Source organism: Streptomyces sp. NPDC051104 (genome assembly GCF_040682835.1).
GTDB lineage: Bacteria > Actinomycetota > Actinomycetes > Streptomycetales > Streptomycetaceae > Streptomyces > Streptomyces cynarae.
In genome coordinates, this window is record NZ_JBFBBS010000008.1 from 143,545 (window position 1) to 160,705 (window position 17,161).

The 17,161-nt window shown below is 70.9% G+C and carries 15 protein-coding genes; 1 reads left to right on the forward strand and 14 read right to left on the reverse strand.

Annotated elements, in window-relative coordinates; all coding sequences use genetic code 11:
* Positions 1 to 185: 185 nt before the first annotated feature.
* Positions 186 to 2,258 (reverse strand): alpha-galactosidase, encoded by a 2,073-nt coding sequence (locus AB0N14_RS14960; protein ID WP_366026056.1) that lies wholly within the window; start codon positions 2,256 to 2,258, stop codon positions 186 to 188.
* A gap of 189 nt (positions 2,259 to 2,447) precedes the next feature.
* On the opposite strand from AB0N14_RS14960, the gene AB0N14_RS14965 reads away from it, so the two are divergent.
* On the forward strand, positions 2,448 to 3,245 hold the full coding sequence (locus AB0N14_RS14965) for a tyrosine-protein phosphatase (protein ID WP_366026057.1): 798 nt from the start codon (positions 2,448 to 2,450) through the stop codon (positions 3,243 to 3,245).
* 21 nt (positions 3,246 to 3,266) lie between these two features.
* Here AB0N14_RS14965 and AB0N14_RS14970 read toward each other — a convergent pair whose 3' ends face one another.
* From AB0N14_RS14970 to hpnC, 13 genes are all read right to left on the reverse strand, one after another.
* Positions 3,267 to 3,413 carry a DUF6126 family protein gene (locus AB0N14_RS14970; protein ID WP_366026058.1) on the reverse strand — a complete coding sequence of 49 codons (147 nt, stop codon included), beginning with the start codon at positions 3,411 to 3,413 and terminating at the stop codon, positions 3,267 to 3,269.
* Positions 3,410 to 4,045 (reverse strand): XRE family transcriptional regulator, encoded by a 636-nt coding sequence (locus AB0N14_RS14975; RefSeq protein WP_366026059.1) that lies wholly within the window; start codon positions 4,043 to 4,045, stop codon positions 3,410 to 3,412. The genes AB0N14_RS14970 and AB0N14_RS14975 overlap by 4 nt, the downstream gene beginning before the upstream one ends.
* Before the next feature lie 75 nt (positions 4,046 to 4,120).
* Complete coding sequence (locus tag AB0N14_RS14980; protein WP_366026060.1) at positions 4,121 to 5,518, reverse strand: aspartate aminotransferase family protein; 1,398 nt, start codon at positions 5,516 to 5,518, stop codon at positions 4,121 to 4,123.
* On the reverse strand, positions 5,515 to 7,431 hold the full coding sequence (gene dxs, locus AB0N14_RS14985; protein WP_366026061.1) for a 1-deoxy-D-xylulose-5-phosphate synthase: 1,917 nt from the start codon (positions 7,429 to 7,431) through the stop codon (positions 5,515 to 5,517). The genes AB0N14_RS14980 and dxs overlap by 4 nt, the downstream gene beginning before the upstream one ends.
* A 27-nt stretch (positions 7,432 to 7,458) precedes the next feature.
* Positions 7,459 to 8,616, reverse strand: coding sequence for a flavodoxin-dependent (E)-4-hydroxy-3-methylbut-2-enyl-diphosphate synthase (gene ispG / locus AB0N14_RS14990; protein ID WP_366026062.1), 1,158 nt, complete (start codon positions 8,614 to 8,616; stop codon positions 7,459 to 7,461).
* Between the two features lie 4 nt (positions 8,617 to 8,620).
* Positions 8,621 to 9,643, reverse strand: coding sequence for an adenosyl-hopene transferase HpnH (gene hpnH / locus AB0N14_RS14995; RefSeq protein WP_366026063.1), 1,023 nt, complete (start codon positions 9,641 to 9,643; stop codon positions 8,621 to 8,623).
* Positions 9,644 to 9,648: 5 nt separating this feature from the next.
* Positions 9,649 to 10,290, reverse strand: a complete 642-nt coding sequence (locus AB0N14_RS15000) for a 1-hydroxy-2-methyl-2-butenyl 4-diphosphate reductase (RefSeq protein ID WP_366026064.1) — start codon at positions 10,288 to 10,290, stop codon at positions 9,649 to 9,651.
* Positions 10,290 to 12,290, reverse strand: a complete 2,001-nt coding sequence (gene shc, locus AB0N14_RS15005; protein ID WP_366026065.1) for a squalene--hopene cyclase — start codon at positions 12,288 to 12,290, stop codon at positions 10,290 to 10,292. The genes AB0N14_RS15000 and shc overlap by 1 nt, the downstream gene beginning before the upstream one ends.
* A gap of 117 nt (positions 12,291 to 12,407) precedes the next feature.
* The gene (locus AB0N14_RS15010) at positions 12,408 to 13,544 is read right to left on the reverse strand and encodes a polyprenyl synthetase family protein (protein ID WP_366026066.1); all 1,137 of its coding nucleotides are present in this window, start codon (positions 13,542 to 13,544) and stop codon (positions 12,408 to 12,410) included.
* Positions 13,541 to 14,929 carry a hydroxysqualene dehydroxylase HpnE gene (gene hpnE, locus AB0N14_RS15015; protein ID WP_366026177.1) on the reverse strand — a complete coding sequence of 463 codons (1,389 nt, stop codon included), beginning with the start codon at positions 14,927 to 14,929 and terminating at the stop codon, positions 13,541 to 13,543. The genes AB0N14_RS15010 and hpnE overlap by 4 nt, the downstream gene beginning before the upstream one ends.
* A 53-nt stretch (positions 14,930 to 14,982) precedes the next feature.
* Entirely contained in the window at positions 14,983 to 15,171 is a 189-nt protein-coding gene (locus AB0N14_RS15020; protein ID WP_366026067.1) for a DUF6380 family protein, read from the reverse strand.
* Positions 15,168 to 16,118: a presqualene diphosphate synthase HpnD gene (hpnD, locus tag AB0N14_RS15025; protein WP_366026068.1), complete on the reverse strand. Its 951-nt coding sequence runs from the start codon at positions 16,116 to 16,118 to the stop codon at positions 15,168 to 15,170. Before hpnD ends, AB0N14_RS15020 begins: the two co-directional genes overlap by 4 nt.
* Positions 16,115 to 17,017 (reverse strand): squalene synthase HpnC, encoded by a 903-nt coding sequence (gene hpnC, locus AB0N14_RS15030; RefSeq protein ID WP_366026069.1) that lies wholly within the window; start codon positions 17,015 to 17,017, stop codon positions 16,115 to 16,117. The genes hpnD and hpnC overlap by 4 nt, the downstream gene beginning before the upstream one ends.
* Positions 17,018 to 17,161 lie beyond the last annotated feature (144 nt).

Below are 17,161 nucleotides of genomic sequence, written 5' to 3' on the forward strand. Positions count from 1 at the left end.
TGACGCTCCGTCGATCCGGCGACTCTGGGCTTCACCATTTCCCTGAACAATCACCGAATTACATGCACATGGCGACAGCGGAGCGTCACGCGTATGACACTGCTCACGTGTCGGTTCTTCAGAAGCCCTTCATCCAGAGCGAGTTACAAGGAATCGGTCAATTCGGGCACGCCCATTTTTCAGATTCAGATCCGGCGCAGCCGGATGACCGTCGCGTCGAAGTCACCGCGCAGCGCGGGCCGCAGCCCGTGATGCAGAAGGACCGCACCGCGGTGCAGTTCGCCGGTTTCCCGGCATTCGTACGTCGCCGCCGGGTCCAGGCCACGCAGCCGCAGAGGGGCGACCGGCTCGCCGTAGTGCTGTGCCTGGAGCCAGGCGAGGACGACGGTCTCGTCGCCGAGGACGTACTGCACCGCGCTCAACCCGCCCGCCGGCGGCCGCAGCCGGTACAGGTCACCGCGCTGGACCACGGGCCGGATCTCCTTGTAGAGGCCGACCCAGTCGCGCGCCTCGGCCAGCTCCTCCTCGGTCCACTGCGCGAGGTCGCCGCCGACACCGAGCACTCCGGCCATGGCGCTGACGAACCGGAAGCGCAGCGAGCTCACCCGTCCGTTGAGCATCGCGTTCGGACTGTCGGTGACCCAGGCGGCCATCACCCGGGCCGGATGGATCTGGCTGAAGCCGTGTTGGATGGCGAGGCGGTCGAGCGGGTCTGTGTTGTCGGACGTCCACACCTGGTCCGTACGGCTCATGACGCCCAGGTCGACACGTCCGCCGCCGCCCGAGCAGGACTCGAAGGCGACATGGGGGTGCGCGGCCCGCAACCGGTCCAGCAGGGCGTAGAAGGCGCGCACGTGGTCGACCCACAGCCGCTGCGGGTAAGGCTCGCCGGGCCAGCCGGCGTCGGTGAAGCAGCGGTTGAAGTCCCACTTCACATAGTCGATCGGGGCGCTGGAGAGCAGGGCGTCGAGCTGCTCCCAGAGGTACTCCTGGACGTCCTCGCGGGCGAGGTTGAGCACGAGCTGGTTGCGGAACTCCGTCCGCTTCCGTCCCGGCTGGTACTGCACCCAGTCGGGGTGGGCGCGGTAGAGGTCGCTGTCCGGGTTGACCATCTCGGGCTCGACCCAGATGCCGAACTGCATGCCGAGGGCGTGCACGTAGTCGGCGAGCGGTTTGATGCCGGAGGGGAAGCGGTCCGGATTGGGCCGCCAGTCGCCGAGACCGGCGCGGTCACTGGTACGGGTGCCGAACCAGCCGTCGTCGACCACGAACAGCTCCACCCCTATGGCCGCCGCCCGCCGCGCCAGCGCCCCCTGCTGCTCCTCGGAGATGTCGAACTCGGTGGCCTCCCAGGAGTTGTAGAGCACGGGGCGGTCCCGGTCGGCGTCCGGGACGATGTGCGCGCGCTGGTAGGCGTGCCAGGCGCGGCTCGCGCCGCCGTGGCCGCCGTCGCTCCACAGTCCCGCGAAGACGGGGGTGGTGTACGTCTCCCCCGGCGCAAGGAGCAGCAGACCCGAGTCGTCGTACCCGGCGCCGCCGGTGATCTGCACCCGGGCGTCCGGGAGCTGGGCCACGGCGATCCGCCAGGTGCCCGACCAGGCGAGCGCGCAGCCGTAGACCTCGCCGCTCTCCTCGGTGGCGCCGGTGTCGAGCGCGACCCACGGCAGGTGCTGGTGGCCGGTGTGGCCGCGGCGGCTGCCGATGACCTTCTCGCCGTAGGTGAGGTCGGACCGCACCAGCCGGGACTCGGCCGCCCAACGGCCGTGCAGTTGGGAGAGGTGCCACCCTCCGCGCTCGGGCAGGGTCCAGGTGGCGGAGTCGGCGCGCAGGAGTTCGGCGGGGGCGGGGCCGTCGTTGGCGAGGGTCACCCAGCGCTCTACGACGTCGCCGCGCATCCGGTAGTGGAGGGTGATCCGTAGTCCGGCGTCGGTGAACCGCAGCCGCAGTTCGTCGCCGTCGGCCTCGTACGCCTCGAACGCCCACTCGGTGCCGCGGCGCTCCTCGGTGCGCACGGACAGGGCAGGGCGTACGAAACGGGGGCCGCCCTCGACCGGGTACTCCTCGCGGCCGTCGAGCGGGGACTCGAAGGGCCGGTACGGCGGTGCCGGCAGGGCGGCGAGCGCCTCGGCGTCGGCGAGGGTGATCCGCGGGCCCCAGTGCAGGTGCAGCAGCGTGTCGTCCTCGGCGAGCCGCAGGGCGTAGCTGCTCGTGGGCCCTGACAGCAGCCAGGTGCGGCCGTCCGCGGCGATCTCCAGCATCACATGCCCCCACAGATTCGAACAGGTGCGATCAGGCCCCAACATCATCGGCTGTGAGGTGCCTCGCGGGCAACGCCTGTCCGCGACGCGTGCGCCCTCCCGGGGACGATCGCCTGATCACACGGTGCCGTATCGTCGAGGCGCGGCCCGCCGGCGAACAGCGCCGGCGGACGGATGGGAGGAGCCCTCGTGACGCAGCAGGTCCCGTCTACCGAGCCCGAGCTGACCGGCGTACGCAACTTCCGCGACGTGGGTGGCCTGCCGACCGTGGACGGCCGGCGGGTGCGGCGCGGAGTGCTCTTCCGCAGCGGCCACCTCGCGCACGCGACGGAGCGGGACGCGACCTTCCTCACCTCGCTGGGCCTGCACACGATCTTCGACTTCCGCAACGCGGCGGACAAGAAGCTGGAGGGCCCGGACGTCGAGCTGCCCGGCGTGCGGAACGTCAACCTGCCGCTGACCGACCCGGCGCACGGCGCCGAGTTCTGGAAGATGGTCCGCGACGGCGACCTGGAGCAGCTGCGCGCGCTGCTCGCCGACGGCAAGGCGGCGAACAGGATGATCCTGTCGTACCGCACGATCATCAAGGAGCGCACGGCCGAGCACTCCCAGGTGCTGCACGCGCTGGCCGAGGACAGCGTGCCCGCGTTGATGCACTGTGCCGCGGGCAAGGACCGCGCGGGGCTGTCGATCGCGGTGACGCTCCTCGCCCTCGGGGTCGAGCGTGAGGCGATCGTCGCGGACTACCTGGAGTCGAACGCGAAGCACCGCCGCTACAAGGTACGCCGCAACGGCTCGTCGCCCGACGCGTACTCCCCCGAGGTGATGGAGCTGCTCAGCCCCCTCTTCGACGCTCGCGCCGAGTACCTCGCGGCGGCGCTGGAGACCGTCGAGGAGACCTGGGGCGGTGTCGAGACCTACCTGGAGAAGGGGCTGCGGATCACGCCCGCGGTGCGGGAGCGGCTGCGCGACCGGCTGCTGGACTGAAGCGCGGTCCGGGATGGGCGCTCACTTCGCGCCCACCTGGAACAGCAGGTAGATGAAAGCGGCGAACAGGTGGCCGACCGCGATGTAGACGATCAGCCGCACCCACAGTCCGCGCGGGAACTTCTCCTCCATCACCTTGCGGGGGCGGGATTCCGGTTGCTCGGTCATGGCATCTCTCCAGGGGTGGGGCCGAGGCAGAGCGCGGCGGTCGGGCTCTGCAGCAGGGTGTGGACGAAGAGCAGTTCGGTGCCGCCGTGGTCGGCGGCGGCGAGACGGTGCGGGGTCAGCGAGTCGAAGTGCGCGCTGTCCCCCGGCGCGAGCACGTGGGTGGAGTCGCCGAGGCGCAGCCGCAGCCGCCCCTTGAGGACGTACAGCCATTCCTCGCCCGGGTGGACGCGCACGATGTCGCCCTGGGTGCCGTAAGGGATGTGCACCCGCAGGGCCTGCATGCCGCGTCCGGCCCCGCCCGCCTGCCAGTACGCCCAGCCGCCCGCCCGGGTGGGCTCCATGTCGGCGGCCCGCACGACGGCGTCCCGGTCGGCGACGGTCTCGCCGAGCAGTTCGGAGACGGTCGTACCGTAGATACGGGCGAGCGCCAGCAGCATGGGCAGCGACGGCTGCCGCCGGCCGGTCTCCAGTCGGGACAGGTGCGCGGGCGAGAGCCCGGCGGCACGGGCCGCGGCCTCCAGGGTCAGCCCGGCGCGGCGGCGCAGCGCACGCAGCTGTGGCGCGACGACGGGCAGGTCCTCGGACGGCCCGTCCTCAGGCCCGGTGCCGGGATCGGTCTCCGGAGAGCTCATGCCTCCATTGAGCCGGAGCCTTGCCTGTGCGGCAAGTTTCTTGCCTGTGAGGCAAAAGCTCCGGCTCCCGGAGGGTCAGCGGTTCGCCACCGCCTGCTTGATCAGAGTCTTGCCGAAGTCCCACATCAGCCCGCCGCCGTGTGCGTCGTCCATCACCGCGGTGAAGGCGTCCACGAACCGGTCGACGTCCGCCTCACCGATGATCAACGGCGGGATCAGCTTGATCACCTCCAGGTGGTCGCCGGAGACCTGGGTGAGGATCCGGTGGCGCTGCAGCAGCGGCACGACGACCATCTGCGCGAACAGGCCCTTCCGGGCGGCCTGGAGCACGGTCCACCGGCTGCGCAGCTTGAGCGAGCTGGGCCGGCCGAACTCGATGCCGATCATCAGGCCCCGGCCGCGGATCTCGCTGAGCATCTCGTACTTGTCGACGAGCTCGGTGAGCCGGGACTTCAGCTGCTCCCCGACGGCCCGGGCGTTCGCGACGACCTGCTCGTTCTCCATCACGGACAGGACGGCGAGCCCGGCCGCCATCGCCTGCGCGTTGGACCCGAAGCTCGCGGAGTGCACGAGGACCCGGTCCATGGACGAGTAGACCTTCTTGAAGATCCAGTCCTTGCCGAGGGTCGCGCCGACCGGGACGTAGCCGCCGGAGAGCGCCTTCGCCACGCACACCAGGTCGGGCTCGACGCCGTCCTCGTGCTGGTAGGCGTAGAAGTCGCCGGTGCGGCCGAGGCCGGTCTGCACCTCGTCCGCGATGAGCAGCGCCTTGTACTTGTGCAGCAGCTCCTGCGCGGCGCGCAGATGGCCGGGCGGGGCCTCGTGGACGCCCTTGCCCTGGATCGGCTCGACGATGAGGGCCGCCACGTCCCCCTTCTTCAGCTCCCGGGCCAGGGCGTCGAGGTCGCCGAGCGGGACGGGGGTGTCGGGCAGCAGGGGGGCGAAGCCGTCGCGGAAGCCGTCCTCGCCGTTGACGGAGAGCGACCCGGTGGTCAGCCCGTGGAAGGCGTGGGTGCAGTACAGGATCCTGGGCCTGCCGGTGGCGAACCGGGCGAACTTCAGCGCGGTCTCGACCGCCTCCGTGCCGCTGTTGCCGAAGAACACCCGGTCCAGGTGCGGGCTGTGGGCGAGCAGCTTCTCCGCCAGCAGGCCGGGCAGGGGCTGGCAGTCGAAGCGGGTGAGGTCGGCGAGCTGGGCGTCCAGCACGTCGTGCAGCGCCTTGCGGACCACGGGGTGGTGGCGGCCGAGGCCCATCACCCCGAAACCGGCGAGCATGTCCAGGTACTCGTTGCCGTCCGCGTCCCAGAAGTGGGCGCCCTCGGCCCGCTCGTAGACCTTGTCGAAGCCGATGGTGTGCAGCATGCGCGGAAGCTGGTGGTTGAGGTACTTCGCGTGCAGCTCGTAGCGCTCGGCCCCGCGTTCGGCCAGGAGCACGCCGAGGTCGAACTCCCGTTGCCCGGTGGGGATGGTCATTCCGCGTTCACTTTCTCCTGGGACAGCACGTCCTTGGACTGCTCGTCCTTGGCGGCCAGGCAGGCACTGATCCGCCCGGCGATCTCCACGGGCGTGAGGCCGATGTCGGCGAGCACCTCGCCGCGCTTGGCGTGCGCGAGGAACTGCTCCGGGATCCCGAACCGCCGCACCGGTACGTCGACGTCGGCGTCGCCGAGCGCGAGGGCGACCGCGGAGCCCACGCCGGCGGAGCGGCTGTTGTCCTCGACGACCGCGACGAGCCGGTGCTCGGCGGCCAGGCCCGGCAGGGAGGGGTCGACGGGTTTGACCCAGCGGAGATCGACGACCGTGCAGCCGACGCCGCGGGCCTGAAGCAGGTCGGCGGCCCGCAGGCAGACGGGCGCCATGACGCCGACGGCGACGAGCAGCACCTGGGGCGCCTCGTCGCGGTGCAGCACGTCCAGGCCGCCCACCCGGTCCACGGCCGGGATCGCCGGGCCCACCGACTCCTTCGGGAACCGGATCAGGGTCGGCGCGTCGTCCACCGCGACCGCCTCCCGCAGCTGGGCCCGCAGCTGGTCGGCGTCGCGTGGCGCGGCGATTCTCAGGCCCGGCACGACCTGCAGGACGGACATGTCCCACATGCCGTTGTGCGAGGGTCCGTCGACGCCCGTGACCCCGGCCCGGTCGAGCACGAAGGTGACGCCGCAGCGGTGCAGGGCGACGTCCATCAGGAGCTGGTCGAAGGCGCGGTTGAGGAAGGTGGCGTAGACGGCGACGACGGGGTGCAGTCCGCCGGTGGCGAGACCGGCCGCGGAGACCGCCGCGTGCTGCTCGGCTATGCCCACGTCCCAGACCCGGTCGGGGAACCGCTCGGCGAACCTGCCGAGGCCCACCGGGTGCAGCATGGCCGCAGTGATGGCGACGACGTCCTCGCGCTCCTCTCCGATCCGGGCGATCTCGTCGCCGAAGACGGAGGTCCACGACGGGGCCTTGGGCGGCGCGAGGGGCTCGCAGGTGCGCGGGTCCATCACGCCGACGGTGTGGAAGTGGTCCTCCTCGTGGGCGAGGGCGGGCTCGTAGCCGCGGCCCTTCTCGGTAAGGCAGTGGATGAGGACGGGACCGTGGAAGCGCTTGGCGCGGCGCAGCGCGGACTCGACAGCCAAGATGTCGTGGCCGTCGATCGGGCCGACGTACTTCAGGCCCAGGTCCTCGAAGAGGCCCTGCGGGGCGAACGCGTCCTTGAAGCCCTTCTTCGCGCCGTGCAGGGCCTCGTAGACGGTGGGGCCGATGACGGGCGTGCGCTGCAGCACGTCCTTGCCCCAGGCCAGGACCTTCTCGTAGCCGTCGGTGGTGCGCAGGGTGGCGAGGTGGTTGGCGAGGCCGCCGATGGTGGGCGCGTAGGAGCGTTCGTTGTCGTTGACGACGATGATCAGGGGGCGGTCCTTGGCGGCGGCGATGTTGTTGAGCGCCTCCCACGCCATGCCGCCGGTGAGCGCGCCGTCGCCGATGACGGCGACGATGTGGCCCTTCTCCCCCCGCACCTGGCGGGCCTTGGCGAGCCCGTCGGCCCAGCCGAGCGCGGTGGACGCGTGGCTGTTCTCGATGACGTCGTGCTCGGACTCCTCACGCGACGGATAACCGGACAGACCGCCCTTGCCGCGCAGCTTGGAGAAGTCCTGACGCCCGGTCAGGATCTTGTGCACATAGCTCTGATGGCCGGTGTCCCACAGGATGCGGTCGACCGGTGACTCGTAGGCCCGGTGGAGCGCGATGGAAAGTTCCACCACCCCCAGATTGGGCCCCAGGTGTCCCCCGGTCCTGGCGACCGCGTGGATCAGGAACTCCCTGATCTCCTCGGCCAGTTGACTCAGTTCCGCCTCGGACAGCGCCTTCAGGTCGCGTGGTCCCCGGATGTTCTCCAGAATGGTCACGCCGGGCCCCCTCTCGGTCCGTGCTGTTCAACTCACGGTGACGGCCGGCGCTCCCGGCCCGACGCCGTCCTTCTCCATCCGTTCGGCGATCCTCATCGCCTCCTCGATGAGGGTCTCCACGATCTTCGACTCGGGCACGGTCTTGACGACCTCACCCTTGACGAAGATCTGGCCCTTGCCGTTGCCGGAGGCGACCCCCAGGTCCGCCTCCCGTGCCTCCCCGGGGCCGTTGACCACACAGCCCATGACCGCGACCCGCAGCGGCACCTCCATGCCCTCGAGGCCGGCGGTGACCTCGTCCGCGAGCTTGTACACGTCGACCTGGGCGCGCCCGCAGGACGGGCAGGAGACGATCTCCAGGCGCCGCTGCCTGAGGCCCAGCGACTGAAGGATCTGGATGCCGACCTTGACCTCCTCGGCGGGAGGCGCCGACAGCGACACCCGGATCGTGTCGCCGATGCCCTGCGACAGCAACGCGCCGAACGCCACCGCCGACTTGATCGTGCCCTGGAAGGCGGGACCGGCCTCCGTCACGCCGAGGTGCAGCGGGTAGTCGCACTGGGCGGCGAGCTGCCGGTAGGCCTCGATCATCACGACCGGGTCGTTGTGCTTGACGGAGATCTTGATGTCCCGGAAGTCGTGCTCCTCGAAGAGCGAGGCCTCCCACAGCGCGGACTCCACCAGCGCCTCCGGGGTCGCCTTGCCGTACCTCTTCAGCAGCCGCTTGTCCAGGGAACCCGCGTTCACCCCGATCCGGATCGGGGTGCCGTGGTCCTTGGCCGCCCGGGCGATCTCCTTCACCTTGTCGTCGAACTGCTTGATGTTGCCGGGATTCACCCGAACGGCCGCGCAGCCCGCCTCGATCGCCGCGAACACGTACTTCGGCTGGAAGTGGATGTCGGCGATCACCGGGATCTGCGACTTGCGCGCGATCGTGGCGAGGGCGTCCGCGTCGTCCTGCGTGGGGCAGGCGACGCGGACGATCTGGCAGCCGGAGGCGGTGAGTTCCGCGATCTGCTGCAGGGTGGAGCCGATGTCCGACGTACGGGTCGTCGTCATCGACTGCACCGACACCGGGGCCCCGCCCCCGACCGCCACCGGCCCGACATGGATCTGCCGCGACATGCGCCGCTCGGCGATCGGCCGGACCGGTACCTCGGGGACGCCCAGAGGAACGGCGGTCATCACGTCACCCGTTGTTCTGCTGGACGGTCTCGCGCATGGCCCGCAGGGACTCCTTCAGGGAGCCCATGGTGGCGAGGACGGCGGTGGGCTCGTAGCCGCAGTGCGCCATGCAGTTGGCGCAGCGCGGGTCCTTGCCGCGGCCGTACTTGTCCCAGTCGGTCTTCTCGATCAGCTCCCGGTACGTCGGCACGTACCCGTCGCTCATCAGGTAGCAGGGCCGCTGCCAGCCGAAGAGGGAGTAGTTCGGGATCGCCCAGGCGGTGCACGGGAAGTCGACCTTGCCCTCGAGGAAGTCGAGGAACAGCGGCGAGTGGTTGAGCCGCCAGCGGCCGCGGTTGCCGCCCGCGAACGCCTTCTTGAACAGCTCACGCGTCTGTTCGACGCCGAGGAAGTGCTCCTGGTCGGGTGCTTTCTCGTAGGCGTAGGCGGGCGAGATCATCATCTCGTCCACCTTCAGGTCGTCATTGAGGTAGTTGAGCACCTCGATGACGGTCTGCGGGGTGTCCGTGTTGAAGAAGGTCGAGTTGGTGGTGACCCGGAAGCCACGTCGCTTGGCCTCCTTGATGGCCTCCACCGCCTCGTCGAACACGCCCTCCTTCGCCACGGACTCGTCGTGACGCTCACGCAGGCCGTCGATGTGCACGGCGAACGCGAAGTACGGGGACGGCGTGAACTTGTCCATCTTCTTGCGCAGCAGCATGGCGTTGGTGCACAGGAAGACGTACTTCTTGCGCGCCACCAACTGCCGGACGATCTCGTCGATCTGCGGGTGCATCAGCGGCTCGCCGCCCGCGATCGACACCATCGGCGCACCGGACTCCAGAACCGCTCCCACGGCCTGCGCCACCGGCATGCGCTGCTTGAGCACCCCCGCCGGATGCTGGATCTTGCCGCAGCCCTCACACTTCAGGTTGCAGGCGTAGAGCGGTTCCAGCTCCACGATGAGCGGAAACTTGTCCCGCCTGCGCAGCTTCTGTTCGAAGAGATAGGTCGCCACCTTGATGGACTGGCGCAGCGGCATGGCCATCTGGCTCACCTCCTGGGGAGCAGCAAAGAACGGTGCCATTCAAAGAAAACAGGCAGCACGGCACGAAGAACACGGAAAGCTGATATTCCACCGCGAACAGTGCCGATACGGACGAGTTCATGTTCTGGAGCGTCCACGACCACCCGGACGGCCGCAACCGGGCGGGCGCCCGTCCGAACGGCGCTCAGGAGCGTGGCCGCGGACTCCATGTCGACCGCGATCGCGCCGGTCGCGAGCAGTTCGGACCGCTCCTGACCGCGCACGACGTGGTCCGAGCCGGTGAGCGGTCCGGTGTGGACGGTGCGCCCCGGGACGGCGTGCAGGAGTTCCTTGACGAGCAGGTCGGTGCCCTCGCACGGCGTGGTGCCGCGCGGATCCCGGGTCTCCTCGGCGACGACCAGGTCACCGGGGTGCATCCCGGGTGCGAGTCCCGCGCAGAATCCCGTGGCGAGGACAGCCGCATGAGCGAAGCCCGGCTCGCCGAGCGCCCGGGTGACCGAGCGTTCGGCCGCCCGGGGTCCCATACCCGTGCGGAGTATGGTGACGGGCCCGTCCGCGCCGCTGTGACCGCCGCTGCGCAGGGCGAGGTGCTCGATGCCGAGCGCGCAGGCGATCAGCAACGGGGTCGGCTCGGGCTTGACGCTCATCAGCTCCCCTTGGCCTTGGCGAACGGCTCGCCATGCACGTAACGGCCGAGTGCGGTGAGCGGGAAGACCTGCCGGTAGAGGTGGTAGTTGATGGAGAAGTCCCAGGGGAAGCCGGTGCCGGTGAAGTACGGCTCGTCCCAGGAGCCGTCCTCGTTCTGGGTCTGCGCGAGGAACTCGATACCGCGTTCCACGGCCTTGCTCTCGCTCTCCCCCGCGGCCAGCAGCGCGAGCAGGGCCCACGCCGTCTGCGAGGCGGTGGAGGCGCCCCTACCGCTCCACTTTCCGGCGTCCTTGTAGGAGCGCAGGTCCTCGCCCCAGCCGCCGTCGTGGTTCTGCACGCTCTCCAGCCAGGCGACGGCACGGCGGATCGCCGGGTGCGCCGCGGGGATGCCGGCCGCCACCAGGGCGGGCACCACGGACCCGGTGCCGTAGACGTAGTTGACGCCCCAGCGCCCGAACCACGAGCCGTCCGGCTCCTGTTCGGCCAGCAGCCACTCGATGCCGCGGCGGGTGCGCGGGTCGTGGGCGAGGCCCTCGACCGCGAGCATCTCCACGACGTGCGCGGTGACGTCGGCGGACGGCGGGTCGATGACCTCGCCGAAGTCGCAGAACGGCAGCCGGTTGGGGAACGGGCTCGTGTTGTCCACGTCGAAGGCGCCCCACGCGCCGTTCTTCGACTGCATGCCGAGGTTCCAGCGCACCCCGCGCCCGATGGCCTTCTCCAGCCGGTCCAGGTCGTGGTGTTCGACCCGGCGCAGCGCGAGGACGACCTCGGCGGTGTCGTCGATGTCGGGGTAGTTGTCGTTGTGGAACTCGAACGCCCAGCCGCCCGGCGGCAGCTGGGGCCGGCGCACCGACCAGTCGCCGGGCCGGACGATCTGCTCGCCCAGCATCCAGTCGGCCGCCTTGACCAGCTGCGGGTGGTCGGCAGGCACCCCCGCGTCGGCGAGCGCGATGGTCGCGAGACAGGTGTCCCACACCGGGGACTGGCACGCCTCGATCATGCGGGCGCCGTCCTCGCGCCAGACGGCGAAACGGTCCAGCGAGGCGAGGCCCTCGCGCATCACCGGGTGCTGGAGGTCGTAGCCGAGCAGGTGCAGGGCGATGACCGAGTAGACCGCGGGCGGCTGGATCCCGCCCCAACAGCCGTCGTTCTCCTGTCGCTCGATGATCCAGCGGGCGGCGGTGTTCATGGCGGCTCTGCGCAGCCGGCGCGGGGCGACCTTGCGGAACTGGTGCAGCGCCCTGTCGAGCCGCTGGAAGACCCCGTCCCAGCTCGCCACCGGGGCGAGGTCTCTTTCCGGGTCGGGGTGGTCCGGGTCGGTGTGCAGCTCGTCGAGCGGGAACGGCGCGGGGCGCACCGGACGCTTGGCGGAGACGATGGTGAGCGGCACGATGGTCTGCCGTGCCCAGCAGCCGAAGTCGTAGATGTTCAGCGGCATCCACTTCGGGAACCAGATCAGCTCCGGCGGGAGTTCGGGCAGGTCCTCCCACTTCCACCAGCCGAACAGGGCGAGCCAGATCCGGGTGAAGACACGGGCGGCGGCGATGCCGCCCTGCTCGCGGATCCAGGCGGACGCCTTGGCCATGTGGGGTTCGTCCGGCGCGTCGCCGGCCAGGCGCAGGGCGACGTACGCCTCGATGGTGGTGGACAGTTCGCCGGGTCCGCCGTAGAAGGTGGCCCAGGTGCCGTCGTCGCGCTGCTCGCCGCGGATGAACAGCGCGGCGGGGTGGGTGGTCTTCTCGTCAAGGATGCCGAGGAACTGACGCAGCAGCAGGTCCTCGGCGTCCATCGTGACGTTGGTCTCGAGGTCGCCCTTCCACCAGCCCTGGGCGTCCTGCCGCGCGAGCAGGAAGTCTGTGGCGCGCCGCATGGCGCGCTCGGCGGCGTCTCGAGTGCCCCCGGCCCCGGCCGCCCCCGGGATCGGTTCGCTGGTTTCGCTGGCCGAGGCAGCACGGGGCGGCAGGGCCCCGGGGCTTCCGTCGGTCGTCGCTGTCATGGCTTCCCCTTCGTGCAGTCGTGCGAAATCGTGCTGCTGTGGGTCCGCCGTCGGCCGGTGCTCGTGCGCTCAGGGCATCGGCCGGCGACTACGCGAGGTGTATTCGAACGATACTGATCATCTCTTTCGTACGACGACGAAGTCGGCGAGCGCCGTGAAGCGGTCGCGCACCTCCGGGGGCATCCGGACGGCGTCCAGGGCTTCGATGGCGATCGCGTGCTGGCGACGCGCCTCCTGAGCGGTCCATTCCCGGCCGCCGGCCTCCTCGATGAGCGCGGCGCGCGCGGCGAACTCCTCCTCGGAGAAGTTCTCGAAGTCGCTGCTCTTGGCGTCCTCTGCGAGCAACTCGCCGAGCCGCTCGGAGGCTTTTCCGCCCGCCGCCAGCGCGGCCACGACCGGCAGCGACTTCTTGCGCTGGCGCAGATCGCTCCAGGTCTGCTTTCCGGTGGCCTCCGGGTCGCCCCAGATGCCGAGGAGGTCGTCGACGGCCTGGAAGGCGAGGCCGAGGTGGTAGCCGTACTTCTCCAGCGTGTCGGCCGTCGCGTCGTCCGCGCCGCCGAGGACCGCGCCGATGGAGGACGCGCAGGCGAGCAGGGCGCCGGTCTTGTTGCCCTCCATCTCCAGGCACTCGGCGACGGTGACCCGCTCGCGGTGCTCGTAGGAGATGTCCTGGGCCTGACCGTCGATCAGGGCGCGGGTGGCGGTGGTCAGCCGGCGGGTGGCACGCCCGGCCTCGACGGTGCCGAGCTCCAGCAGCACCTCGTTGGCCAGGGCGAAGAGCGCGTCGCCGACCAGGATGGCCTGTGCGGGGCCGTGCACCTTCCACACGGTGTCGCGGTGGCGGCGCTGCTCGTCACCGTCCATCAGGTCGTCGTGCAGCAGGGAGAAGTTGTGCACCAGCTCGACCGCGACCGCGCCGGGCACACCCACCTCGGGGGCCCGGCCGGCGGCCTCGGCGGACAGCAGGGCCAGCGCGGGGCGCACGGCCTTGCCGCCGTCGCCGTCCGCGGGGTTGCCTTGGGCGTCGATCCAGCCGAAGTGGTAGGCGGCGACGGTGTCCATCGGCGGCGCCAGGCGGTCGACGGCCGACCGCAGCACCGGGGTGGCCAGGGTCCGGCCGCGCTCCAGGAGCGCGGACACGTCCACCGCGGTCCTCGGGGCGGCCGTCTCGGCCGGGGGCACAGTGGGCACGGTCTCTCCTCTTGTTGCGATACCGGGGGTGCGGGGGCCTGTTGCCGGCGAATCGACGCTCATGCCGCCTCCTCGAAGAGATCGGGGAGGTGGGCGCCGGACCGGCCCAGCGCGCCGAGTGCGGCGCCCGCCGCACTGATGCCACTGCGGACCGCACTCTCCATGGTCGCGGGCCACCCCGTGGCGGTCCACGCTCCGGCCAGGCAGAGGCCGGGGGCTTTGGTGCGGGCACCGGGCCTGAGGCGCCCGACGCCGGGGCTGGGGGCGAACGTCGCCGTGCGCTCCCGGGTCACGAAGAAGTCCTTCACCTGGGCGCCGCAGGTGGCGGGCAACAGCCGCTGGAGCTCGGGCAGATAGCGCTCGCGGAGTACGGCGACCGGCTCGTCGATCTCCCCCTGGGCCGCCGACTGCGACAGCGCCAGGTACTGGCCCTCGCGCAGTCCGGAGGCCTCGGTGCGGTCGAAGACCCACTGGACCGGGGACCCGAGGGCCGCGAAGAACGGGCGGTTGAGCACCTTGCGGTCGTAGACGACATGGATGTTGAGGATCGGCGCGGTGCCGATGTCCAGCAGCCGCTCGGGGGCCTCCAGGGCGCCGGGGGGCAGCAGATCGTGGGCCTCGCGCTGCGGTACGGCGAGCACGACGGCGTCCGTTTCGATGCGCTCGCCGGGAACCTGAACGCTCCAGAGGCCGTTTTCGTCAGTGGAGATGGAGGTGGCGCGTGTACGGACCTCGGTACGGACGCCCGCGGAGTCGAGCGCCTTGCGGGCCAGCCGGTCGTGCAGTTCGCCCAGCGGGACGCGTGCCCAGCCGATGTCGGCCGCGCCCGGGTCGGACAGCAGGCCCGTCTTGAACACCATCGCGGCGAGCCCGAGCGAGGCGTCGCCGGCCACCGCGTTGAGGGTGGCGACCCCGACCAGGTCCCACAGTGCCTCGACGGCACGCGCCGACTGACCGTGCGCGGCCAGCCAGCTGCCGAAGTCCTGCGCGTCGAGCGCGGGGTCCGCGAGGTCCAGTGCCCGGAGCGCCAGTGCGGCACGCCCCACTTTGGCGCGCTCGGCGAGCGAGAGATGCGGATAGGTGGCCAGGCTGCGCCCGAGATGCAGGGGAACGGGCAGCGCGTCGCGCCGGAGTCTGCCGAGCCGCCGTCCCGGTGCGGCGTTCGCGTCGAGGACGGGCACGTCGAGACGATCCTGCAGGGGCGCGAGCGTGGAGGCGTCGATGCGGTCGAGGAACCAGCGGTACGCGGTGCAGCAGCGCAAGTAGACGTGCTGACCGTTGTCGACGGTCAGGTCGCCGCGGTGGAAGGAGAACGCGAGTCCGCCGAGCCGAGGCCGTCCCTCCAGCAGGGTGACCCGCACCCCGGCGTCGGCGAGCGCCAGCGCGGCCGTGATCCCGGCGAGCCCGCCCCCGACCACCACGGCGGACGTCCCGGGCGAGGACGGCATGCCGCGGTGACCCGCGGTGTCCGCGACCGGGTCCTCCGCCTGGGTGCCGTCGCTCATCGTGCTTCCTCCCGTGCCGGTCCACCGTGGTGCTTGAACGATGCACGGCAGGCCGTCGCAGTCAGGGACGCCGCGCCGCACCGGAGGGTTGCCTGCCGCTTTTCAGAGGCGGCGAGTGCCGCGGCGGGCAACGTTTGCCCGTCAAGGAGCGGCGTGAGGTGCGTGCTCTCCGGGGTGTCGATCACACACGCCTCCTGACGGTCCGTCGGGACACGTTCCGCGCGTCGAGCCCCGACAGGCCGCGGACAGCGACGTACGCCTTCTCACGCCCGGGCAGCGAGACCCGGCCGCGCAGCACGGCCTCCGGTTCGCGCTCGATACGGTCCAGGAGCCGGCGGTAGATGCCGGCCATGGCGGCGACACAGGCGCCGCTGCGCCGGTCGAGCATGGGCAGCAGCCGGTAGCCCTCGGCGAAAAGGGCGCGGGCCCGACGCACTTCGAAGTGCACGAGGCCCGCGAAGTCGGAGCCCTCCGGTGGGGTCGGTCCGTGGAACCCGGCCGAACAGCCGAACTTGGCCAGGTCGTCGGCGGGAAGGTAGACGCGCCCGTCCTCGGCGTCCTCACGGATGTCCCTGAGGATGTTGGTGAGTTGCAGCGCGAGCCCGAGCGTGTCGGCATACTCCGGCGCGCGCTCGGTGCCGCGCGCCCCCGGTTCCGTGCCGAACACGCCGAGCGAGAGCCGTCCGATGGCCCCGGCGACACAACGGCAGTAGACCTTCAGATCGTCCCAGGTCTCGTAGGTCTCGCCGCGTACGTCCATCAGGACGCCGTCGATGAGCTCGTCGAGGCCGCCGAGGGGGATCGGGAAGTGCCGGGCGGCATGGGTGAGGGCGACCGCGACCGGGTCGGTGTCGTCCTCGGCCACCTCCTCGTCGCGGATACGGGCCAGCAGCGCGCGGGTCTCCTCCAGCCGTGCCGTCTTGACGTCGGCCGCCAGCGCGCCGTCACCGATGTCGTCGACACGCCGGGAGAACGCGTAGAGCGCCGACATCGCGCGGCGCTTCGGCGTCGGCAGGAGCCTGATCCCGTAGGCGAAGTTACGGGCCTGCTGCCCGGTCACGGCCTCGCAGTAGCGGTACGCGGCGAGTACCGGTGGGGACACGTGTTCTTCCGACTCCACGGTCCGGATCACCCCTCTCCTCGCAGAGTCACGCCCACCTCGCGCAGCAACCGGAGCTTGCCGGGCTTGGGCGGGCCGGGAAGTACGTCGTGGTGCGCTGCGGCGATCGCGTGGATGGCCGCCCTTCCTCCCGCCACGAAGCCCGCGAGCAGCAGCTTCAGCCTGCCGTGGACGCTACCCACCAGGGGGGCGCCTTCATTCAGGAGATCGCGGGCGCGTTCTGCTTCGTACGCGACCAGTGCGCGCACCGATGCGCCCGCTGTGGGTGTGGCGAGGTCCGCCTCCTGCACGTGGAAGCGCTTCATGTCCGCGGCGGGCAGATAGACGCGGTCGCGGCCGAGGTCCTCGGCGACGTCCTGCAGGTGTTCGACGATCTGCAGCGCCGTGCAGATCGCGTCGGAGCGGCGGACTCGCTCGGGGGTGGAGGTGCCGGTCACCGCGAGGACGAGGCGGCCGACCGGGTTGGCGGAGAGTTCGCAGTAGGCGAGGAGGTCGTCGTACGTCTCGTACCGCTTGACGAGCTGGTCCTGGCGGTTGGCGGCAATCAGGCCGAGGAACGGCTCGGGGGTGAGGCCGGCGCGCCGGACCGTGGGCTGCAGCCGGCGCAGGAGGGGGTGACGGGGTGTCGCGTCGAAGACCCGGCGCAGATCGGCCTCGAAGGCGTCCAAAAAGATCAGGCGGTCCTCGGCCTCCTCGGGCGACACGCCGAGCAGGCGGGCGTCGGACCCACCGGGGGCGAGATCGCCGTCACCGATGTCGTCGACCAGCCGGGCGAAGCCGTAGACGGCCATGAGGTCTTCCCGCCAGGCCCTCGGCAGGAAGAACGGTGCCACGGGGAAGTTCTCGTCCACGGCCTTGTCGAGGGTGCCGCGCTCCGGGTCGCCGGTGCGCGCCGTCCCGGCTAGCGTCACCGCTCGCCGCCCGACGCGGAGACGGCGCATGTCCCGCGGAGCTGGAGACTTTCCGTAGCCATTGCCGTCACATCTCCCGTTCTACACCGCCGACCCAATACATCCTCTTTCGGACACGCCGCCCGGCTGCCCGTGCAGCGCGAC